A 20,176-nucleotide genomic window follows, 5' to 3' on the forward strand; every position below is an offset into this window, starting at 1 on the left:
CGAGCGGCGCATCCGATACGCATACCGCAGTGCGCATGCATCACGCGCGCCGCGTGTTCCAACCGCTTTTCTGCTCCTTGCGGTCTTTGTTTGCAGTTGCTGTCGTTTGTTGCTGTTGCCCGCTGTCTCCGTATCACTCACATCAAAGTACCAACCTCGACGCGCCAGTCACTCCACTGGTTCGCGCTTTACCCCTGGGAGGGGGAAAGTCATGAAGAAGCACCGTACCGTCTCCACCCTGCCGGCGCGCAGCCTGTTGTGCTGCGCCCTGGCCGCCTCGTTGTTCGCCACCACCCCGGCCATGGCCCAGTCCAGCAACGCCACGTTGCGCGGCCAGGTCGCCTCCGCGCAGAGCGGAAGCGAAGTCGTCGTCACCAATGTCGCCACCGGCTCGGTGCGACGTGCGCCGGTCAATGCGAACGGCAACTACACCATCGTCGGGTTGCAGCCGGGCACCTACACCGTCGAATCCAACGGCATCAGCCGCACGGTGACCTTGTCTGTGGCCTCCAGCGCCACGGTGGATCTTGGCAATGAGACGGCCGCAGCACCTGCTGGTGATGCGACCACACTGGACACGGTGACGGTCAGCGCGCCGATGATTCGTGACGTCAAGACGTCCGAAGTGGGCAACACTATTTCTGCACGGCAGATCCAGCAGTTGCCGCAGGCCACGCGCAACTTCCTGGAGTTTGCCGATACCGTGCCGGGCATGGTGTTTCAGGTCGATGGCAACGGCAACACCAAGCTGCGCGGCGGTGCGTCCAACGCCAGCGCCGGTAATCTGTATATCGACGGCGTAGGCCAGAAGAGTTACGTGCGTAGCGGTGGCGTCGCCGGCCAGAGCGACACGCAGGGCAATCCATTCCCGCAGCTCGCCATCGGCGAGTACAAGGTGATCACCTCCAACTACAAGGCCGAATACGGCCAGATCAGTGGTGCGGCGATCACAGCGGCGACCAAGTCCGGTACCAACGAGCTGCACGGCGAAGTGTTCTACCGCTACACCGACCAGGACCTGCGCGACAAGCGGCCCGACGAAGAAGAGAACGGCAAGATCGATTCGCAGACCAAGGAATACGGGTTTGCGTTGGGTGGTCCGATCATCCAGGACCGCATGCATTTCTTCGTCGCCTACGAAGGCAAGGAAAACGTTGCGCCCAAGAGCGTGCAGCCGAGCGCCGAGGCGGCCACCTTCGTCAACCAGCTGCCGTCCAACCTGGCCAGCCAGTACGGCCCGGCCAACATGCCGTTTGAAGAGGATCTGTTCTTCGGCAAGATCGATTTCGAGCCCACCGATCGCGATCGCATCGAGTTGAGCACGATCTACCGCGACGAAACCCAGACCGCGAATGTCGGCGGCACGAATACGCTGGCGCAGGCCACCGACAAGATCAACAAGGACAAGCGCACCAACCTGCGTTGGCAGCACAGTGCCGACAACTGGTTCAACGAGGTCATCGTCGGCACCGAAAACTCGGAGAACAACCCGACCCCGCGCACGCTGGGCAACGGCATCGTCTACACGTATTTCCAGCCGCGTGCCGGCTCCACCGATATCGATGAGCGCACCTTCCTGACCACCGGTTCGGCCGGTGGCGCGAATGCGCAGCGCAAGAGCCAGAAGGGCTGGTTCCTGCAGAACGACCTGACCTTCACCAGCTTCCAGTGGCACGGCGAACACACCATCAAGATGGGTGTGAACTACAAGGACATCGAGCTGACCTCGCAGGACGCGGCCGCGCTGAATCCGCAGTTCAGCTACCGCGTCAACGGCGGCAGCGTGGAATCCACGCCGTATCGCGTCGACTTCATTGCGCCCTACACCACGCCCGGCCAGCGGGCGACGGTGGTATCACCGTCCAAGCAGTACGGCATCTATCTGCAGGACGATTGGGCAGCCACCGACAAGCTGATGATCAACATCGGCGTGCGCTGGGATTACGAGGACACACCGGCCTACACCGACTTCGTGACCTCGCAGGTCTTCGTCGACGCGCTGTACGCCAACGATGCGGAAAACCCCGGTCAGCCATGGGCCAACCGTCTGCTGCCCAGCGGCATCAACGTGGCCGATTACATCAGCACCGGCAACAACCGCAAGAACTTCAAGGATGCCTGGGCGCCGCGCTTCGGTTTCTCCTACGACTTCTTCGGTGACGAGGCCGCCATCCTGCATGGCGGTGCCGCGCGTTCGTACGACCGCAACCTGTTCGAGCAGCTGGCCCTGGAAACCAGCAAGGCGGCGTTGTCGCCAGTGGCGGTGTATTTCGAAAACCCGGCAACCCAGCAGTGCTATCGCGCAGACCGCACGTGCGTTGCGTTCGACCCGCGTTATCTCAACGGCATCGATCAGCTCAATACCATTCCCGGTGTCGCTGGCAGCGCCGAGTTGTTCATGTTCAACAACAAGCTCAAGACGCCGTACAGCGACCAGTACAGCATCGGCATCACCAACCAGGTGGGCGACTGGCTGACCGATGTGACCTTCCAGCGCATCCTGAGCTACGACGGCTTTGCGATGGGCCTGATCAACCGCTATCCGGATGGCTCCTACTTCCAGAACGGCAACGTGCCGTGGGGCGAGCCGGTGCCGGGCTACCAGAACACCATTCTGGGCAGCAACGGCCTGGAGCAGCGCAACAGCCAGGTCTTGCTATCGGCCGACAAGCCGTACACCAAGGAATCCGGTTGGGGCCTGACCCTGTCCTACACCCACACCAGCGCGCGCCAGAACCGCAACATCGATGAGCCGTACGGTTTCGACAAGGCGACCATCCGCGGCTATCCGTTCGTGAAGTCTGATGCCGTGGCCGCACATCGCTTCGTGGCGTCCGGCTCGATCGATATCCCTTGGGGTGTGACGCTGGGCGCCAAGCTGGTGCTGGCAACGCCCGAGCCGATCAACACGATCGCCTGCTTCGGCTTCACCGATCCCGATGGCGCGACCTGCCAGCAGGTCGGTGTCACCCCGCCGGGCAGCGGCAAGTTCCTGGTCGGTGGCGATATCTGGGGCTACCGCACGGTGGACTTCCAGGCCACCAAGGAGTTCACCGTGGTCGGGGACTTCAAGCTCAACGCGCGCGTGAATCTGCTCAACGCGTTCAACTTCAAGAACTACAGCGCGTACGCCTACAACAGCTTCGGCAGCAATGGGCAGTTCGACCCGGATATCAGCCTCAACACCACCGGCGAGATCAACTATGTGCCGCGCAGCGTGGTACTGGAACTCGGCGCCAAGTTCTGATTGATCGTCATCGCCACACGCGTGCGGCTGCGCGCGTGTGGTCTTTCGCAACGGGGCCAGCTGGCCCCGTTCGTTTGTTCGTCCCCTCTTGATCAGGAACGTGCAGGCATGATCCCCGCTCCGCTTCGCAACATCGTCATCGTCGGTGGCGGCACCGCCGGCTGGATGGCGGCCGCCGCCTTCGCGCGCGTGCTGGGCCCCACCTTCAACGTGCAGCTGATCGAATCCGAGCAGCTCGGCACCGTGGGTGTGGGCGAAGCCACCGTGCCGCACATCAAGGCCTTCAATAACCTGCTCGGCATCGATGAGGCCGAGTTCGTGCGCCAGACCCAGGGCAGCTTCAAGCTGGGTATCGAATTCGTCGACTGGCAACGGCCAGGGACTTCATATATCCATGGGTTCGGTAGCCAGATCGGCCATCCGCTCGGGCTGCTGCCGTTCCATCAGTACTGGATCAAGCAGCACGCGCGCGGCAAGGCGCAGCCGCTGGGCGCCTACACGCTCAACACCGTGGCCGCCGCCCGCGGCAAGTTCATGACCTCGGCCGGCGATGTGCCGGCCAACTCGCCGCTGGCCAATATCGCCTACGCCTATCACTTCGATGCCTCGCTGTACGCGCGCTTCTTGCGTGGGTTTGCCGAAGCACGCGGCGTGCGTCGCATCGAAGGCATGGTGGACCAGGTGCAACTGCATCCCGAGTCGGGCCATGTGGTGTCGTTGCAGCTGGCGTCCGGCCAGGTCATCGCTGGCGATCTGTTTATCGATTGCTCGGGCTTTCGTGGGCTGTTGATCGAAGACGCGCTGCATACCGGGTACCACGACTTCACGCGCTGGCTGCCATGCGATCGCGCACTGGCGGTGCCCTGCGAAAAAGTAGGCCCACCGACGCCGTACACGCGCTCCACTGCGCGCGCGGCCGGCTGGCAATGGCGGATCCCGCTGCAGCACCGCACTGGCAACGGCTATGTGTATTCCAGCGCGCACATCAGCGACGACGAAGCCGCCGCCAGCTTGCTCGCCAACCTCGATGGCAGGCCTTTGGGTGACCCGCGCCCGCTGCGCTTCACTACCGGGCGGCGCAAGCAGTTCTGGAATCGCAACGTGGTCGCGCTGGGGCTGGCCAGCGGGTTCCTGGAGCCGTTGGAATCGACCAGCATCCATCTGATCCAGTCCGGCATTTCCAGGTTGCTGGAGCTGTTCCCCCGCGAGGGCATCAGCCCGGTGCTGGTGCAGCGCTATAACGACCGGCTGGCATTCGAGTTCGACCGCATCCGCGATTTCCTGCTGTTGCACTATCACGCCACCGAGCGCGACGACAGCGCGTTCTGGCGGCATTGCCGCCACATGCCGATCACCCCGGAACTACAGACCACGCTGGACCTGTTCCGCGACAGCGGGCGCTTCTACCGCAATGCCGAGGAGATGTTTGCCGAGATCAGCTGGGTGCAGGTGATGGTAGGCCAGGGCATCCTGCCGACCGGCTACCACCCGCTGGTGGACCAGGTGCCCGACACCGACGCCGAAGGCTTCTTGTCCAGCGTGGCGCAGACCATCAGCCACTGCGTGGACGTCATGCCGACCCACCAGCAGTTCATCGACCGCTACTGCAAGGCCGCACCGGCGCGTTGAGCGCCGGCGCAGCGCCCGGTACCGGCCAAAGGCGGTCCCCTTACGACTTGGCGAGGTAGTGCCGGAGCGTGTGCGATGTGCCGAAGACACGCCTCAAGCACAGGAAGCAATCGGATGGCGGCAGCGGCGCAGCGGCGACGGGCGACACGCAAAAAAAAGGATCGGGCACAAGGCCCGATCCCTTCGAAAACCGGGACAAGCCCGGTGGACAATGAGTGGCACAACTTCCGACTGACATCGGACGCCGGCATCGTACCCAGCCCTTAACGTTAAAGCAACACTTTAATTCCCATCATTTAACTTATTGATTTCGTTGGGCCTGGATCCGTCAAGTCATGGCCCCAGGCGCTGTCAGTCCCGGTGCTGGACCACTGCCGCGCGGATTTCGGCCTGGATGGCGCTGGCAGCGGCTGCCGGGTCGGCAGCCAGGCGGATGGGCCGGCCGACGACGATCGCGTCGGCACCATCGGTGAAGGCCTGCGCCACGCCGACGGTGCGTTGCTGGTCGTCGCCGACCGGGCCGCCCGGGCGGATACCGGGGCAGACGATTGAAAAGGCCGGGCCGGTGGCGCGGCGGATCGGGCCGGCTTCCTGGCCGGAGGCGATCACCCCGTCGATGCCGGCGGCCTGGGCGGCTAGCGCGCGCTCCACCACCACGTCCACCGGTTCGCGGTCGATGCCCATCGCGGCCAGGTCCGGCCGGCCCATCGAGGTCAGCACGGTCACCGCCAGTAAACGCATGTCGCCCTGGTTGGCTTCAGCGGCGGCCTGCAGCATGCCGGCGTGCCAGCCGTGCACGGTGCAATAGCTCACCGGCCACTGCGACAGGCGGCGGATGGTGCCGGCCACGGTGGCGGGGATGTCGAAGAACTTCAGGTCGACGAACACGCGCTTGTTGCGCTTGGCCAGGGCATCGAGCACATGGAAGTACTCGCCCGACGCCAGCAGCTCCATGCCGATCTTGTAGAACGCCACCGCGTCGCCCAGGCGGTCGACCCAGGCAATCGCCTCGTCATGTCCGGGCACATCCAGCGCGAAGATCAGCCGCTCGTGCGCGGCCAGCGGCAAGGGGGGACGGCTCATCGTGCAAGCTCCAGTGCGGCGCGCTTGGCGTCGTGGCGGGTCTGCCAGGGTTGGGAATAATCGTTGTTGAATTGTGCCGGCTCCCAGCCGCCATAGCTGGGATTGGGCAGCATCCACCAACGCTCGCCGAACCAGTCGTGGTACTGCTGCAGCAGCGCGCCGCGCGCCTGGCTGGTGTTGGCGGTGACCTGCACGAAATCACCCAGCTGGTCGCCGAACTGCATCAGCACACGGTATTTCTGCCCGGCCAGCTGACGACGGCAGTTCTTCTCGCTGCCGTTCTGCTCGCAGCCTTGCACCACCGTGCCCAGGCCGAGGAACACGCTGTCGTCGGCCACCGGCAGACCGGCGCTGCGCAGGTTGGCCAAGGTGGCGTCCTTGAGGTGCACGGCGCGGTTGGAGATGTAGATCAGGGTGATGCTGCGGGCGTTGGCGGCCTTGGCGAAATCCACCACGCCCGGAATCGGCTTGGCCTTCTTCTCGGCCACCCACTGGTCCCAGCTCAACTCGTCGTATTCCTTGCCATCGCGCAGCAGACGCGCCTGGTAGGGCGAGTTGTCCAGCACGGTCTCGTCCACGTCCAGCACCACGGCGGGCTTCAGGCCGGTAGCGGCATTACCGCGTTCTTCCGGCACCAGCGCGTCCCAGTTGGGTTGCTTGAGCGCGGCATCGAGCTTGTCGGCCGCCGCACGATAGGTCTGCTCGGCAACCGCGCGGTATTCCTCCGAGCGCTGCATCCACAGCACTGCATTGAGATTGTCGTCGCCGGCCGGGATGGCGCCGGCAGCGGGCGTGGAGGCCTGCGTCGCGTTGGCGGACACGGCAGCGGCATGCGCACGCTGGCCCATCTCCTCCTGGCCGGGCTTGCAGGCGCTCAGGGCCAGCGCGGTGCAGGCGAGCAGGGACAACGGGGCGTAAAGCGAGGGGCGCATGGCATCCACCAGAACAGGAGCAGTCATGAAGCCCGCGATTTTAACGGGTTCGCGCCAAGCCGCTCGCTGTTGCTGCCGGCAGCATTGCCGATCGAGGCGACAGGCACCGATGGCCAGGTGCCGCTGCATCGGCCCTGCATGACTGTCGTGGGCGGACACGCGTGGCCGTCGATCGCTGCGATGGCGCCCGCGTCGCCTTCCACAACCGCTTGGCGACGCGCGCCGGCTGATCGCAACAGCCTTAAAGAACACCGGCACAGGATCAGCATATCCTTGTGCGCTGATTGCCCCGGAGTCACCGATGACAGAGACCTCGCCCCCGCCCGTTCTCGATACCGCCCAGGCCCGCGTGCTCGGTTGCCTGATCGAGAAAGAGGCCACCACCCCGGACGCCTACCCGCTCACGGTCAACGCCGCACAGGTGGCCGCCAATCAGAAGACTGCCCGCGAGCCGGTGCTGAACCTGCAGACCGGCGTGGTGCATCACGCGTTGCGTCAGCTGGAAACGCTGGGACTGGTGCGCCAGCAGTTTTCCTCGCGCGCCGAACGCTACGAGCACAAGCTGGGCAGCGTGCTGGACCTGACCCGCCAGCAGGTGGCCCTGATCGGCCTGCTGCTGTTGCGCGGCCCGCAAACCCTGGGCGAGCTGTTCGCACGCAGCGAGCGGCTGGCGCGCTTCAACGATGCCGACGATGTGCGTCATCACCTGGACCGGCTGATCCAGCGCACCCTGGCGGTACAACTGCCGCGCGCCAGCGGCCAGCGCGAGGACCGCTACATGCATCTGCTCAGCGGCGAGCTGGATCTCGACGCGCTGCAGGCTGCTGCGGCAGCGCGCGAGAGCACGCCGCGCGGCGCCGACACCGCTGCGCTGGAGGCGCGGGTGCAGGGCCTGGAAACCACGGTCGCCGAGCTGCAGGACGCGCTGGCGACGCTGCAGGCACGACTGGATGCGGCTGGCGCATGATCTGCGGGATGCGTCGATCGATCACCGCAGTGGCAGTACTGCGGTTGATCTTTAAGGCGTTCGCAGACCGGAACAGGTAATGCTCAAGACAACCGGACCGTCGTGACACGCACTGCCAGCGCAGGACATCAGCGCCTCAATCGCCACAGCGGTGTCAATGGCTATCCTCTGCTTGGCGCAGCTCCGGCATTGGGCTCTCGGTCTTGGCGCTGGATCAGTGAACCCAATTCCAAGCGCCGCGCAGTTGCCGATGCATGACCGGCAAGTCCGATGCCCTCGCCTCAGTCAGGCCACGGACCTCAGGTCGGTGTATCCACCTCATCCCAGTCCGCGTCTTCGAAGTGCAGCAGCCAGTTGAGCGCGTAGTGGCGCTCGTACACCACCCCGGCCACGAGGTCGGCCGGAGGTGCCTGGTGGGTGTGACCGGCCTGGCGCACAGCCCAGTGCAGACGCAGATGCAGGTCCAGTGCATCCAACAGTTCGGGCAACGGCCGCAGTGTCAGCGCCGTGCGCGCAGGCGCCTGCGCATGATCCAGCGCCGTCTGCGCGGCCAGCGGCACGTCGCACAGGGCAGTCGGCTGCGGCAAGGTGTCGGCCAGGCCCAGCGCCCACTGCAACACGGCCAGGCTTTCGTAACGCCAGCCGAAGTTGGCCAGCATCTGGTCTTCCGGATGCGCCTCGGCGAAGAAGGCCCGCTCCTGCGGCGACAGCGCAGCCGTCACGCCGGGCAGGCGCGCCTCTACCTCGTCCAACGCCGGTGGCGCATCGCCGGCGGCCAGTATCTCCGCGCGTAAAGCCACCGCAAACAACGCCAACATCCGTTGCGTCACCGCCGCTGCATCGCGCACCCGCGCTTCGCCCTCGCCGGCCACCGGCGGCAAGCTCGGTGGCACGCGGATGCCCTGTGCGCTCAGCTGTGCCAGGTGATGCGCTCGCCGCTCCAGCGCATCCGGCGGGTACGGCACCTGCGCCTGATCATCGAGCGCCGGCTCGCCTTGGCTGATCAGTACCCGCCCCTGCGGGTCGCGCACGCTGCCATCTGCCAGAAAACACACCGCATTGGCCTGCTCGGCCCACTGCGCTAGATCGCCAAACGCGCTGTCGTCGACTTCGAAGCTGAAGTGCTGCCGCACCCGCTGCACATGCCGCATCAGGTGATAGCGCGCCTGGGTCATCTGCCCGTCGCCCGCCTGATTCACATAGCCGACAAAGCCATGCAGATGGTTGGCCAGTTCCGGATCGGCATGGTCGCGATGCTGCACGGCGGCGTGCGGCAGAAAGTCCGGCCACAGGGCTTCGCGCAGCGTGGAATAGGCATTGACCAGCAATGGCATGCGGATGTCCTTGTTCAAAGTAGCTGACAAGCCTAGCGAGTCGTCGGCAGAGGGATGTGGACGGGTGGCGCAGCAGTATCCGGGGGTGCGCGGCCCTTTCGATATCGACCGCGCGCCTGGACCGATGCAGCCGTCCTGCGCACCGCGCTTAGCCCGGAGACAGGCCGGCCCCTGCCCGGCGATCCATGCCGCGCAGGTCGATCGTGTAGTACAGCACCGGGGCATCGCCGGGACTCAGCACCCGTTCCCCTTGCAGGTGCAGCCCGAGTGTTTCCAATGCGCGGATGGAATCGGGATTGTCCGGCGAGACGATCGCGCACACCTGCGACAGCCCTAGCGCATCGCGCGCGTAGTCCAGCACCGCACGCCCGGCCTCGGTCACATAGCCCTTGCCGCGATACGCCGGCAACAGGGCGAAACCGATATGCGGCATCGGCAAGGTCTCGCGGCACAACAAGCCCAAGGTGCCGGCAAACGCCCCCTGCTCGCGTGTCTCCACCGCCCAGTGCGCAAAGCCGTATTTTTCCTGGTGCGCCTGCGCCCAATCGCGCAGATGATCGCGCGCCTGCTCGCGCGTGCGGATGCCGCGGTCGTTGATGCCGGCAATAAACCCTGGGTCGTTGACCAAGACCAGCACCGCATCGGCATCGCGCTCGGGATCGAGCGTGCGCAAGCGCAAGCGTGGGGTTTCGATCACGACAGTCACGGCGCACTCCTGCAGCAGGGAAAACCAGACTGCCGTGCAGGCGTGTGACTGGCAAGTCTCGGCACGCGTTACAGCTGACAGGAACTGGCACTACTCCAGTAGAGGATTAGCGCCGTACATGCACGTATCGCCACCTTGACCGTCGACGTCGACGGTCAAGGCCGCAGAGCATGCCGCATGCAGCCACGCCTAGGTCTTTCGACAACTGCCCTCTGACGCGCCGCCAGTGCAATGCTGCATGCTGCTCACGCGCAGCAGCTACTGGCCTGAGTGTTGAACCTGACACGCCTGCAACGATCGACACATCGCCGCTACTACTTGGACGCGTGCAGACCGTGGTGCCAAACGCTCACCACGCACCGAGCGCCGGCCGCGCTCACCGACGACAAGCACTCTGATCAGTCGCTGCTAGTCGAACAACGCCTGGATCGCCGCAAGCCCGGCACTGGCGCGCTCTTTCTTGCGCTCGGCATCGGCCACCGGGTCGGCGCCATCGCGCTGCAGTTCTTCGGCCGGAATCTCATCGAAGAACCGGCTCGGCTTGAGCCGCACATGCTCGCCGAACTTGCGCGTCAGCTTGCTGTGACTCATCCACAGTTGCTCCTTGGCGCGGGTGATGCCCACGTACAGCAGACGGCGTTCTTCCTGCAGATTGCCTTCTTCCAGGCTCACTTCGTGCGGCAGCACGCCGTCTTCGCAGCCGACGATGAACACATAGCGGAATTCCAGGCCCTTGGACGCATGCATGGTCATCATGCGCACCTGGTTGCCGCCGTCGTCCTTGTCGTTGCGCGACAGCAACGCCAGCTGCGCGGCCAGATCGCTGGCGCTCGCGCCACGCGGGCCGCCTTCGAACCACTCGGCCAACTCGTCCAGATTGCGCTTGCGGCGTTGAAAGCCGGTTTCGTCCTTGGATTGATTGCGCAGGTCGTTGAGCAGGCCCGACTTGTCGGCCAACATGCGCACCAGCTCGCCAGCCGGCATGCTCGCCGAGTGCTCGCGCATGTCACGCAGGATATCGGTGAAGGCGCTCAAGCCATTGGCCGCGCGCGGCGGCAGATGCTGCAATGCGCCCATCGATTCGGCTGCGCGCGACATCGGTACCGACTTGGCACTGGCCAGCTCGGCCAACCGTGCCAGCGAGGTCGCCCCCACTTCGCGCTTGGGCGATTGCACTGCGCGCAGGAACGCCGCGTCGTCCTCGGGGTTGACGATCAGCCGCAGCCACGACAGCACATCCTTGACCTCCTGCCGCTCCAAAAACGCGGTGCCGCCAGTGAGGTGGTACGGCACGCGCAGGAGCTGCATTGCTTTTTCCAGCGGTCGCGACTGGAAATTGCCGCGGAACAGAATGCAGAAATCGCTCCATGGCACCTGCTTGGCAGTGCCCAGGAACGAAATCTCGGCCGCCACTTTCTCCGCCTCGTGCTCGCTGTCGCGGCACTCCCACACGCGGATGCGTTCGCCGTCGGCCTGGTCGCTCCACAGCGTCTTCAAGTGCTCGTGCGGGTTGTGTGCGATCAAGGCATTGGCCGCGCGCAGCACACGATTGGAGCAACGGTAGTTCTGTTCCAGCTTGATGATTTCCAGCGCCGGATAATCGCGCCCCATCTGCTGCAGGTTTTCCGGGTTGGCGCCGCGCCAGGCGTAGATGCTCTGATCGTCGTCGCCCACGCAGGTGAAGTTGCCGCGCGGGCCGGCCAGCATCTTCAGCAGCCGGTACTGCGCATCGTTGGTGTCCTGGCACTCGTCCACCAGCAGGTAGCCGATGCGTTCGCGCCAGCCCATCACGATCTCTTCGTTGGCTTCCAGGATCTGCACCGGCAGGCGGATCAGATCGTCGAAGTCCACTGCATTGAAGGTGGTCAGCCGCGCCTGGTAGCGCTCGTACAGGCTGGCGGCTTCCTTCTCGCGGTTACTGCGTGCTGCGGCCATCGCCTGTTCCGGCGATAAACCGGCATTCTTGGCGCGCGAGATCAGGTTCTTGGCGTCTTCGATCGCATCGGGCTTGGCGCCATGCATCAGGTCCTTGATCTGCGCGGCGGCATCGTCGGAATCGAAGATCGAGAAACCGCGCTTCAACCCGGCCGCGGCATGTTCGATCTGCAGGAACTTCAACCCCAGCGCATGGAAGGTGCAGATGGTCAGGCCATCGGCGCCATCGCCACGGATGCGTTTGGCCACACGCTCGCGCATTTCCTTGGCCGACTTGTTGGTGAAGGTGATCGCGGCGATACGCTTGGCCGGGTAGCGCCCGGTGGCGATCAGGTGCGCGATCTTTTCCACGATCACGCGCGTCTTGCCGCTGCCGGCACCGGCCAGCACCAACAAGGGACCTTCGCAGTGCAGCACTGCGGCGCTTTGCGGGGGATTGAGACCGTGCATAGAGGCTTCCGACAGAGCGCGCCATTGTACCGGGGCGGCCTGCGGCTGGCCGGCGCGATGGGTTCAGCTGGGCAGGGGGACGGACGCGTTCGTACCAAGGGGGTAGGTCACGGCACAGCATCGGCGCCAACCCACTGCGCGCGTTGGCGTTGGCCTTGCCCATCCGACCACGCGCCCGCAGCTGTGGTGCAGCGTTCCAGCCGCCGCAGCGTGGATGGCCCAGCGTCACCGTTCGACACTGCGCGCTGCAGGCGGCCGCCCGGCCCGGTAAAATCGCCCGATGGCCAAGCTCTATTTCTATTATTCGGCGATGAATGCCGGCAAGACCACGACCTTGCTGCAGTCGGCGCACAACTACCGCGAACGCGGCATGCGTACGTTGATCCTGACGCCCAAGCTCGACCACCGTGCCGGCAGCGGCGTGGTCGCATCGCGGATCGGCCTGCGCGCAGACGGCCGCGCGTTCGATCGCGACACCGAACTGCAACAGCTGGTCGAACGCGACATCGCCGCCGAAGGAGCGTTGCATTGCGTGCTGGTGGACGAAGCGCAGTTCCTCAGCCGCGCGCAGGTCTGGCAGCTGAGCGAAGTGGTCGACCGGCTGCGCATCCCGGTGCTGTGCTACGGCCTGCGGACGGATTTTCGCGGCGAGCTGTTCGAGGGCAGCCAGTTCCTGCTGGCCTGGGCCGACGAACTGGAAGAGATCAAGACCATCTGCCATAGCGGCAGCAAGGCCACCATGACCGTGCGCGTTGACGCGCAAGGTCATGCGGTACAGGACGGCCCGCAAGTGGAGATCGGCGGCAACGAGCGTTACGTGTCGGTCAGCCGCCCCGAGTTCAAGAAGATCATGCGTGGCGAAGGGCGCATCGACCCACTGCAGATCGCCTTGCCGCTGCCGTCTGCCGGGGCCTGATTTAGCGGCATCCTGCGGGCGCTGGCGACGCAGCAGCATCGCTCGGCCTGGCCTGGCCGACGACCGGCAGCGTTAGCCGACGCCGCCAACCGCGGCATGATGCCGCCATCCCAGGTGGATCGCGGTGTGGCACAAATGCACGAATCATCCGTCGCCTTGATCAGCCCGGCGGAAGCACAGCACCGTGGACAGCTGCGCTCACCACGACGCCATTGGCTGCATCCCCTGAACGGCAGCGCGAATTTCGCACGTAGCTCTATGCTTCGAATGCATCGCTAAGCCGTTGCAGGCATAGATTGGCAGCGGCCTCGCCGTCACAGGCCGACAAGACGTATTGTGGACGGCGCCCGGAATCGGGTTGGATGGCATCGATTGCAGCGGGCTTGGCGTGCAACCAGGCCCAACCGCGGTCCTGTAAACTTGCGTTTATCCACTTGTCGGGAGGCACCCATGAATCCGCTTCCTCCCGAGTTGCGCGCCGATATCGCGCGTGTTGGCCGGCTATCGTCGGTTCCCGATGTGTTGAACATTCTGACCCGCCTCACCGGCATGGGCTTTGCCGCCATCGCGCGGGTCACCGAAGCGCGCTGGATCACCTGCCAGGTACGCGACGAACTGTCCTTTGGCTTGGGGCCCGGCGATGAGCTGCCCTTGGCCACTACCTTTTGCGACAGCGTACGAGTGAAGGGCAACGCGGTGTGGTTTGGCCATGCCTCCGACGACCCGGCTTACCGCGACCACCCTTCGCCGCGACTGTATGGCTTCGAAAGCTACGTCTCGGTGCCGATCCGTTTCGACGATGGCAGCGTGTTCGGCACCTTATGCGCGCTGGATCCGCTACCGCGGGTCATGGACCAGCAACTGGTGGAAAAGGTCGAGCTGCTTGCGCAGTTGCTGGCCGCGCAGATCCAGGCCGAACAGCGCGCCGAAGAGAGCGCGCAGGAGTCGCGGCGCGCGCGCAGCGAACTGGGCCGCGCTGGCGCCTCGGCACGGTTGCGCGAAGAGTTCATCGGCATCCTCGGCCACGATCTGCGCAACCCGCTGCAATCCATGCATGCGGTGGTCGACGTGCTCGCCATCGACCCGCTCAACCAGCGCCAGGGCGGCGCCATCCGCAGCCTGCAACGCAGCCTGCAGCGCATGGAAGAACTGATCGATTTCGCCTGCGATTTTGCGCGTGGTATCGAGCGCGACTGGCTGCAACTGGATTACGGCAACGGCAGCGACCTGCTCGATGCGCTGTCGCAAGTGGTCGACGAAACCCGCGCCGCCTACCCCAACCAGGTGCTGTCCACGCACGTGGCCATCGACGAGCCGGTGCATGGCGATGCGGTGCGTCTGGCGCAGATGTTCGGCAGCATGATGATCAACGCAGTGGTGCAGGGGCAGCAGAGTTCGTTGATCAAGGCGGTCGCGGTCACCGAACGGGGGCGCCTGCGCATCGAGGTCTGCAACCTGGACGGCATCGATCCGCGCCGGCTGGATGTGCTGCATGCCTCCACGCATGTGCATACCGCCGGCCGGCCCCTGCCGGAAGTGGATCTGGGCCTGCACATGGCCGCGCAGATCGCGCAGGCGCATCAGGGCGAGCTGCACATCACCAGCGGCAAGAACGGCACCTGCTTCCGCGTGGAACTGGCCTGCGCACGACCGCGTGCGCGCATGCACCTGGTCAACAACGCCTCTTCGGCCTGAGCTTAGTAAACTCCGGCGATACGTCACTCACTACGGTGAGTGCGTCCTGCAGCATACGCAACGCGTCGACAGACAAACGCTCTCGCAGACACACACCGTCTTGTACGGCAATCACCCCACGACGCGACGTGCGTGAGGGCATTGGCAGACGCGGCATGCCCGAGGTCGCACGCCGATCCCCGGCGTCATCCACACCTGATCGACTCGCTGTGCAACACCGTGCTCGCATTTGCCACGCAACAAGTACGCAGGGCTGGGACAACGGCAGTCTGTCGCAGTTGCGATCAGTGCATGCATGTCGGCATCTACCCACAGCGCCGAGATCACTGCAACGTCTTTGCTTCTAGCTCCGATCGCCCGAGATCGCAACGACGTCACGTGCCTGCGACACCGCGCGATGCGTGGCGCGCGTACCGCCACCCACTCAATAGATCTTGCGCTCGCTCGCCGGCGGCGGCGTCCATTGGTAGAGCCAGGTTTCGGTCAGCGGCTTGCCGTTGGCGCGCAGATACAGGCGGATGTCGATCTGCTGCGTGCTGTCATCCGGCGGCACCAGGTCGAACATGGCGCGATAGCCCTTGAGCTCATGCAACGGCCGCGCCGACACGATCTCGGTACTGCCGCGCGACACCTGAATCACTGCCTCGACCTTGGTCTTGGCATCCTTCACCAGCGCCGGCAAGTCGCCACCGGCAAAGTCCACTGCAAAGCGCCAGGAAAAATGGCTGCGCTTCTGCCCGACGATGCCGCCCAGGCCGGTGCGGGTGGCCACGCAATGCGCCAACGACGAGCTGGCCGGCGGCTGCGCGCCCCAGTACAACCGATACCCCATCAGCAGCTCTTGCCCCGGCTGCGGCTTGGCCTGCGGATTCCAGAACGCCACGATGTTGTCGAACGTCTCGTCCACGGTCGGGATCTCGACCAACTGCACCGACCCCTTGCCCCAACCGCTCTTGGGTTCCACCCACAGGCACGGGCGCTTCTCGTAGAACACGCCGTCGTCCTGGTAATGGTCGAAGTTGCGGTCGCGCTGCAGCAGCCCGAACCCGCGCGGGTTCTCATCGACAAACATGTTGAAGCGCAGGTGCGGCGGGTTGCACAGCGGGCGCCAGATCCATTCGCCGCCGCCGGTCCACATCGCCAGGCCATCGGTGTCGTGGATCTCCGGGCGCCAGTCCCAATCCATGCGGCTGTCGTTTTCGCCGACCTGGTACATGCTGGTGCACGGGCCGATGCCGAGCCGTTCGATGGCTTTACGCGGGTAGAGCGCGCTGTCGATATCCATCACCAGCACGTCGCCATTGGTGATGGCAAAGCGGTAGGCACCGGCGACGCTGGGCGAATCCAGCAGGCCGTAGACCACCACGGTGTCGGAGTCGTCGGCCGGCTGCTCCAGGTAGTACGCAATAAAGTCCGGAAATTCTTCCGGTCCACCGGTGCCGGTATCGATCGCCAGCCCGCGCGCCGATTGCCCGTACTGGCCTTCCTTGCCTACCGCGCGAAAATAGCTGGCGCCCAGAAACGCTGAAAAGTCGCGGTCGGTGTCCTTGCGTGTATTGAGGCGGAAACCGGCAAAACCCAGATCCTTGGGCAACTGCTTACCGCCCAGCCCGCTGCTGCCGTAATCAAATGCAGCCGGGTCATAGGCCAGCTGCTGCGCCTTGCCATCAACGATGTCGTAGATGTGCACCGGGGTATGGAAGTACAGCCCCAGGTGGAAGAACTTCGCCTGAAACTTGCCGTTGCCGTCGGCCCACAACGCGTGGTCCTGTCGATAGCGGATCGACTGATATTGATCCCAGTTCAGCGCTTCCAGCGGGCCTGGCAACACCTGCTTGTGGCTTTTGTACGGCGCTTTCGCCAGCGCACGCGCCTGTCCCTTGAGCCATGCATAGTCGAACGGTTGCGGCTGCCCGAGCCGACGCAGCCCCACGGCCTTGGCAGCCAACGCCCACTGCGGCAATGCCGGCAAACCGAGCGCGGCCAAGGCGGCAGCAGCATTCTTCAGGAAGTGGCGTCGTTGCATGCGCATCGGTCTGATCGGGGAATGGCGCCATCATAGCCACAGCCCGGCGCGGACGCGCGCGCGCCAGTCAAGGTCTCGCAATGGTCGCGTCGCAGGCATTGTCCAATGCCAGCTCTTTCGCCTTGTTGCACAGGAATCTTCGCTGCGCCTGCGCATCGTCCGGCCCGCTGTACGGCAGCAGCGTCCACTGCTCCTGCGCCTGCATCTGTGCGCCCGGCGCGAGCTGGCGATACGGCGCATGTACTTCCATTTCCAGCAACCCTTGTTCGGGGTGCAGGGGTGGGGCATCCAGATACAGTTCCACCTGTCCTTGTTCCGGATGGATCGCAGCCAATGGCTGGTGTACAAAGCGGATCACCAGCATTTGCTCGCCGGCGAAACCAGCCATCCAGCCCGCCGATGGCTGCAACAACACCTTGCCGCGCTGGACCATGCCGTCATCACGTACGTCGGCACGCAACGCCACGATGCCTGCATGGTGGTCGAACGCTGGCGGCACCGTGCCTGGCTCGCTCGGTGGTTGCACCCGAAGATCGCCGGCATTGGCGACCGGCACAAAGACCCGCGTACTCGCCGCAACCCGTGTGTTGAACCACAGATCCCAGGCAATCGCCTCGCTGCGGATATTACGCGCTGTGGCCTGCACCTCCACCGTGTCGGCACGTGCAGGAGACAGCGCGATGCGCTTGCTCAGCTGCACGCCGGTCACAGGGCTGGGCTCGCCCTGCAGACGCACCTCGGTCGGTGCACGCATCACGGCACGCGTGGTGGCCAGCGACAGATACGGATCTGGCGGCCACACCGCAGCGGAGGCCTTGCGCTCTCGATTGACCTGCTGATGTAGCCACCACTGACTCTGCGGCCCTACCCACACATCGTGACCGAGATACGGGATATCGCCCGCACTGGCAGATACCATAGGCGAGGGCTGCCGATCCACTGCCGCTCCGATCTTCAACACGCTGGGCTGCCCGCGCAGGTTGAAGGACAGAACGCGGCCACCAAATGCGGGTGTAGTGGTCAGCTCCACTACATCGTTACGCAACTGGATGCGCTCGACTGCTGCGAGGCTGGTTGTCGCGGACTCATCTGCACGCGTCTTGCCAAGAAGCAGTAACGCAAATAGCCCGCTAGCCGCCAGGCAAATGAAACGAGGCCGTGACATGAGCATAACGCTGTTCCAAACGCAGGACGTATTGATTGTGGCGTGGTGCAGGCGCGGCGACTAGTCGTTTGCATCTTCACTGCGAACGTAGCGCCAATCATCGCCTGGCCGGCCGTTCATCCGTTGAAGCGGCACGCCGATCGAGAAGATCTACCTGGCCTGGAGGCAGCCTCGAACTGCTCAAGAGTGCTGCTAGACCTCAACGCTGGCAATGACCGCACCACACCGTCGCGCGCTGCCCAATCGTTGCGTGTTTCAAGGCACGCCCGCACTGTTTGCAAGGCTCGCCCTCGCGACCGTAGACCGTCAATTCCTGCTCGAAATACCCGGGTGCACCGTCCGGACTAATGAAGTCGCGCAACGTCGTGCCACCACGCTGGATTGCATAACCCAGGATGTCTTTTACAGCAGTCGCCAGGCTCCGGTACCGCTCGAGCGACACCTTTCCAGCCTCGCGCAGCGGACTGATTCCCGCCCGATGCAGGCTTTCAGCCGCATAGATATTGCCGACCCCAACAACCACGGCCTGATCCATTAGAAAGGTCTTGACCGCAGCACGACGGCCGCGCGACAGCGCATAAAGATAATCGCCAGTAAATGCTTGTGATAATGGCTCCGGACCTAACGCAGCGAGCAACTCATGCTGCTGCGTATCGGATTGCCACAATAGACAACCGAACCGACGCGGGTCGTTGAAGCGCAGTACGCGGCCGTTTTCAAGGCTGATATCCACATGATCATGTGCACGCGGCAAGGTATCGCCGGGCAGTACACGCAGGCTGCCGGACATCCCCAGATGCAGCAACGCACTACCTCCGGCATCAGTATCCATCAGCAGATACTTGGCACGTCGACGGACCTGCGTAATGGTGGCTCCGGGAAGCAAGCGTTCGATCTGCTCGGCGATGGGCCAACGCAAGTCAGGCCGGCGCAGAATCACCCCGTGGATACGTTGCCCGACCAGATGCGGCGCAAGTCCGCGCACGGTAGTTTCGACTTCGGGCAACTCCGGCATCAGGGCATCCAGAAATAGCCGGTCACGCACCGGCACAGCACCATATGGAGGCCTGTACGTTGAAAAGCAATCAAGTCACTTTGGATTGCCCATCCTATGGTCCGCTCTGTATGCATAAAGCGAGCAACGCAATTGGCCGTAGGCGACATGCGATGGCTCAACCGGCCAGTAGCCGCAAGTTCCTGCCTGGCAGGAAGTGGCCTTGCTGCTTGGGTATCGGAACACCTGCAGCCAAGCGAGGCAGCGGCTGGCTGCGACGGTGTTGGGATTGGTGTTGCCGCATGTCAGGCAAAAAGAAACCCTCCATCCTTTCGGATAGAGGGTTTCGGGTAAAGCCCCTGGCGATGACCTACTCTCGCATGGCTTGAGCCACACTACCATCGGCGCAGCTGCGTTTCACTTCCGAGTTCGGGATGGGATCGGGTGGTTCCACAGCGCTAATTTTACCAGGGAGACGGTTGGAGCGTCGCCAGTTGTTGCTTCCTCAAACGTGAGCACGGGTGTGCAAGCGTTTGCGTATGGAAGCACCTACGGCGCTCAGCCTCGCATAGTTAACTTGTGACGTAGCTTGCGTTTGATGATCTACCAACGTTCGTTGGGACCAAGGCAACTTGAGGTTATATGGTCAAGCCGCACGGATCATTAGTATCAGTTAGCTCAATACATTGCTGTACTTACACACCTGACCTATCAACCACATAGTCTATATGGTTCCTTTAGGGGGCTTGTGCCCCGGGAAGTCTCATCTTGAGGCGCGCTTCCCGCTTAGATGCTTTCAGCGGTTATCGCTTCCGAACATAGCTACCCGGCAATGCCACTGGCGTGACAACCGGAACACCAGAGGTTCGTCCACTCCGGTCCTCTCGTACTAGGAGCAGCCCCTCTCAAACTTCCAACGCCCATGGCAGATAGGGACCGAACTGTCTCACGACGTTCTGAACCCAGCTCGCGTACCACTTTAAATGGCGAACAGCCATACCCTTGGGACCGACTACAGCCCCAGGATGTGATGAGCCGACATCGAGGTGCCAAACACCGCCGTCGATATGAACTCTTGGGCGGTATCAGCCTGTTAT

General features: G+C 64.0%; 13 protein-coding genes and 2 rRNA genes (1 of these 15 cut by a window edge). 5 read left to right on the plus strand and 10 right to left on the minus strand.

Annotated elements, in window-relative coordinates:
- The first annotated feature begins 211 nt into the window (after positions 1-211).
- Both BJD12_RS11990 and BJD12_RS11995 read left to right on the plus strand, forming a co-directional pair.
- Entirely contained in the window at positions 212-3,247 is a 3,036-nt protein-coding gene (locus BJD12_RS11990; RefSeq protein WP_005992572.1) for a TonB-dependent receptor domain-containing protein, read from the plus strand.
- A gap of 108 nt (positions 3,248-3,355) precedes the next feature.
- Entirely contained in the window at positions 3,356-4,876 is a 1,521-nt protein-coding gene (locus BJD12_RS11995; RefSeq protein ID WP_005992574.1) for a tryptophan halogenase family protein, read from the plus strand.
- Positions 4,877-5,227: 351 nt separating this feature from the next.
- Here the strand turns inward: BJD12_RS11995 and pyrF are convergent, their stop codons facing one another.
- Together pyrF and BJD12_RS12005 are read right to left on the minus strand one after the other, a co-directional pair.
- Positions 5,228-5,959, minus strand: coding sequence for an orotidine-5'-phosphate decarboxylase (pyrF, locus tag BJD12_RS12000; RefSeq protein ID WP_042828010.1), 732 nt, complete (start codon positions 5,957-5,959; stop codon positions 5,228-5,230).
- Entirely contained in the window at positions 5,956-6,900 is a 945-nt protein-coding gene (locus tag BJD12_RS12005; protein WP_005992578.1) for a 5'-nucleotidase, lipoprotein e(P4) family, read from the minus strand. The genes pyrF and BJD12_RS12005 overlap by 4 nt, the downstream gene beginning before the upstream one ends.
- 292 nt (positions 6,901-7,192) lie before the next feature.
- On the opposite strand from BJD12_RS12005, the gene BJD12_RS12010 reads away from it, so the two are divergent.
- Positions 7,193-7,858, plus strand: a complete 666-nt coding sequence (locus tag BJD12_RS12010; RefSeq protein ID WP_039422066.1) for a YceH family protein — start codon at positions 7,193-7,195, stop codon at positions 7,856-7,858.
- Between the two features lie 299 nt (positions 7,859-8,157).
- On the opposite strand, the gene BJD12_RS12015 is transcribed toward BJD12_RS12010, so the two are convergent.
- From BJD12_RS12015 to BJD12_RS12025, 3 genes are all read right to left on the minus strand, one after another.
- The gene (locus BJD12_RS12015; protein ID WP_042828021.1) at positions 8,158-9,192 is read right to left on the minus strand and encodes a DUF4272 domain-containing protein; all 1,035 of its coding nucleotides are present in this window, start codon (positions 9,190-9,192) and stop codon (positions 8,158-8,160) included.
- Positions 9,193-9,340: 148 nt separating this feature from the next.
- Positions 9,341-9,916 (minus strand): GNAT family N-acetyltransferase, encoded by a 576-nt coding sequence (locus tag BJD12_RS12020; protein ID WP_042828011.1) that lies wholly within the window; start codon positions 9,914-9,916, stop codon positions 9,341-9,343.
- Positions 9,917-10,306: 390 nt separating this feature from the next.
- Complete coding sequence (locus BJD12_RS12025) at positions 10,307-12,283, minus strand: UvrD-helicase domain-containing protein (protein WP_005992587.1); 1,977 nt, start codon at positions 12,281-12,283, stop codon at positions 10,307-10,309.
- Positions 12,284-12,563: 280 nt separating this feature from the next.
- On the opposite strand from BJD12_RS12025, the gene BJD12_RS12030 reads away from it, so the two are divergent.
- A complete protein-coding gene (locus BJD12_RS12030; protein WP_005992589.1) occupies positions 12,564-13,199 on the plus strand; it encodes a thymidine kinase in 636 nt (211 codons plus the stop codon).
- A gap of 450 nt (positions 13,200-13,649) precedes the next feature.
- A complete protein-coding gene (locus tag BJD12_RS12035) occupies positions 13,650-14,894 on the plus strand; it encodes a GAF domain-containing sensor histidine kinase (protein ID WP_042828013.1) in 1,245 nt (414 codons plus the stop codon).
- Between the two features lie 424 nt (positions 14,895-15,318).
- On the opposite strand, the gene BJD12_RS12040 is transcribed toward BJD12_RS12035, so the two are convergent.
- From BJD12_RS12040 to BJD12_RS12060, 5 genes are all read right to left on the minus strand, one after another.
- Positions 15,319-16,920 (minus strand): glucan biosynthesis protein D, encoded by a 1,602-nt coding sequence (locus BJD12_RS12040; RefSeq protein WP_042828023.1) that lies wholly within the window; start codon positions 16,918-16,920, stop codon positions 15,319-15,321.
- A 67-nt stretch (positions 16,921-16,987) separates the two neighbouring features.
- A complete protein-coding gene (locus BJD12_RS12045; protein ID WP_074059383.1) occupies positions 16,988-18,091 on the minus strand; it encodes a DUF4380 domain-containing protein in 1,104 nt (367 codons plus the stop codon).
- Between the two features lie 193 nt (positions 18,092-18,284).
- On the minus strand, positions 18,285-19,100 hold the full coding sequence (gene mutM / locus BJD12_RS12050) for a bifunctional DNA-formamidopyrimidine glycosylase/DNA-(apurinic or apyrimidinic site) lyase (RefSeq protein ID WP_042828024.1): 816 nt from the start codon (positions 19,098-19,100) through the stop codon (positions 18,285-18,287).
- Positions 19,101-19,436: 336 nt separating this feature from the next.
- Positions 19,437-19,551, minus strand: a 5S ribosomal RNA gene (gene rrf / locus BJD12_RS12055).
- A 170-nt stretch (positions 19,552-19,721) separates the two neighbouring features.
- Positions 19,722-20,176, minus strand: a 23S ribosomal RNA gene (locus BJD12_RS12060) (it continues 2,426 nt past the right edge of the window).

Origin of the sequence: Xanthomonas vesicatoria ATCC 35937, assembly GCF_001908725.1 — a bacterium.
Taxonomy (GTDB): Bacteria; Pseudomonadota; Gammaproteobacteria; order Xanthomonadales; family Xanthomonadaceae; genus Xanthomonas; species Xanthomonas vesicatoria.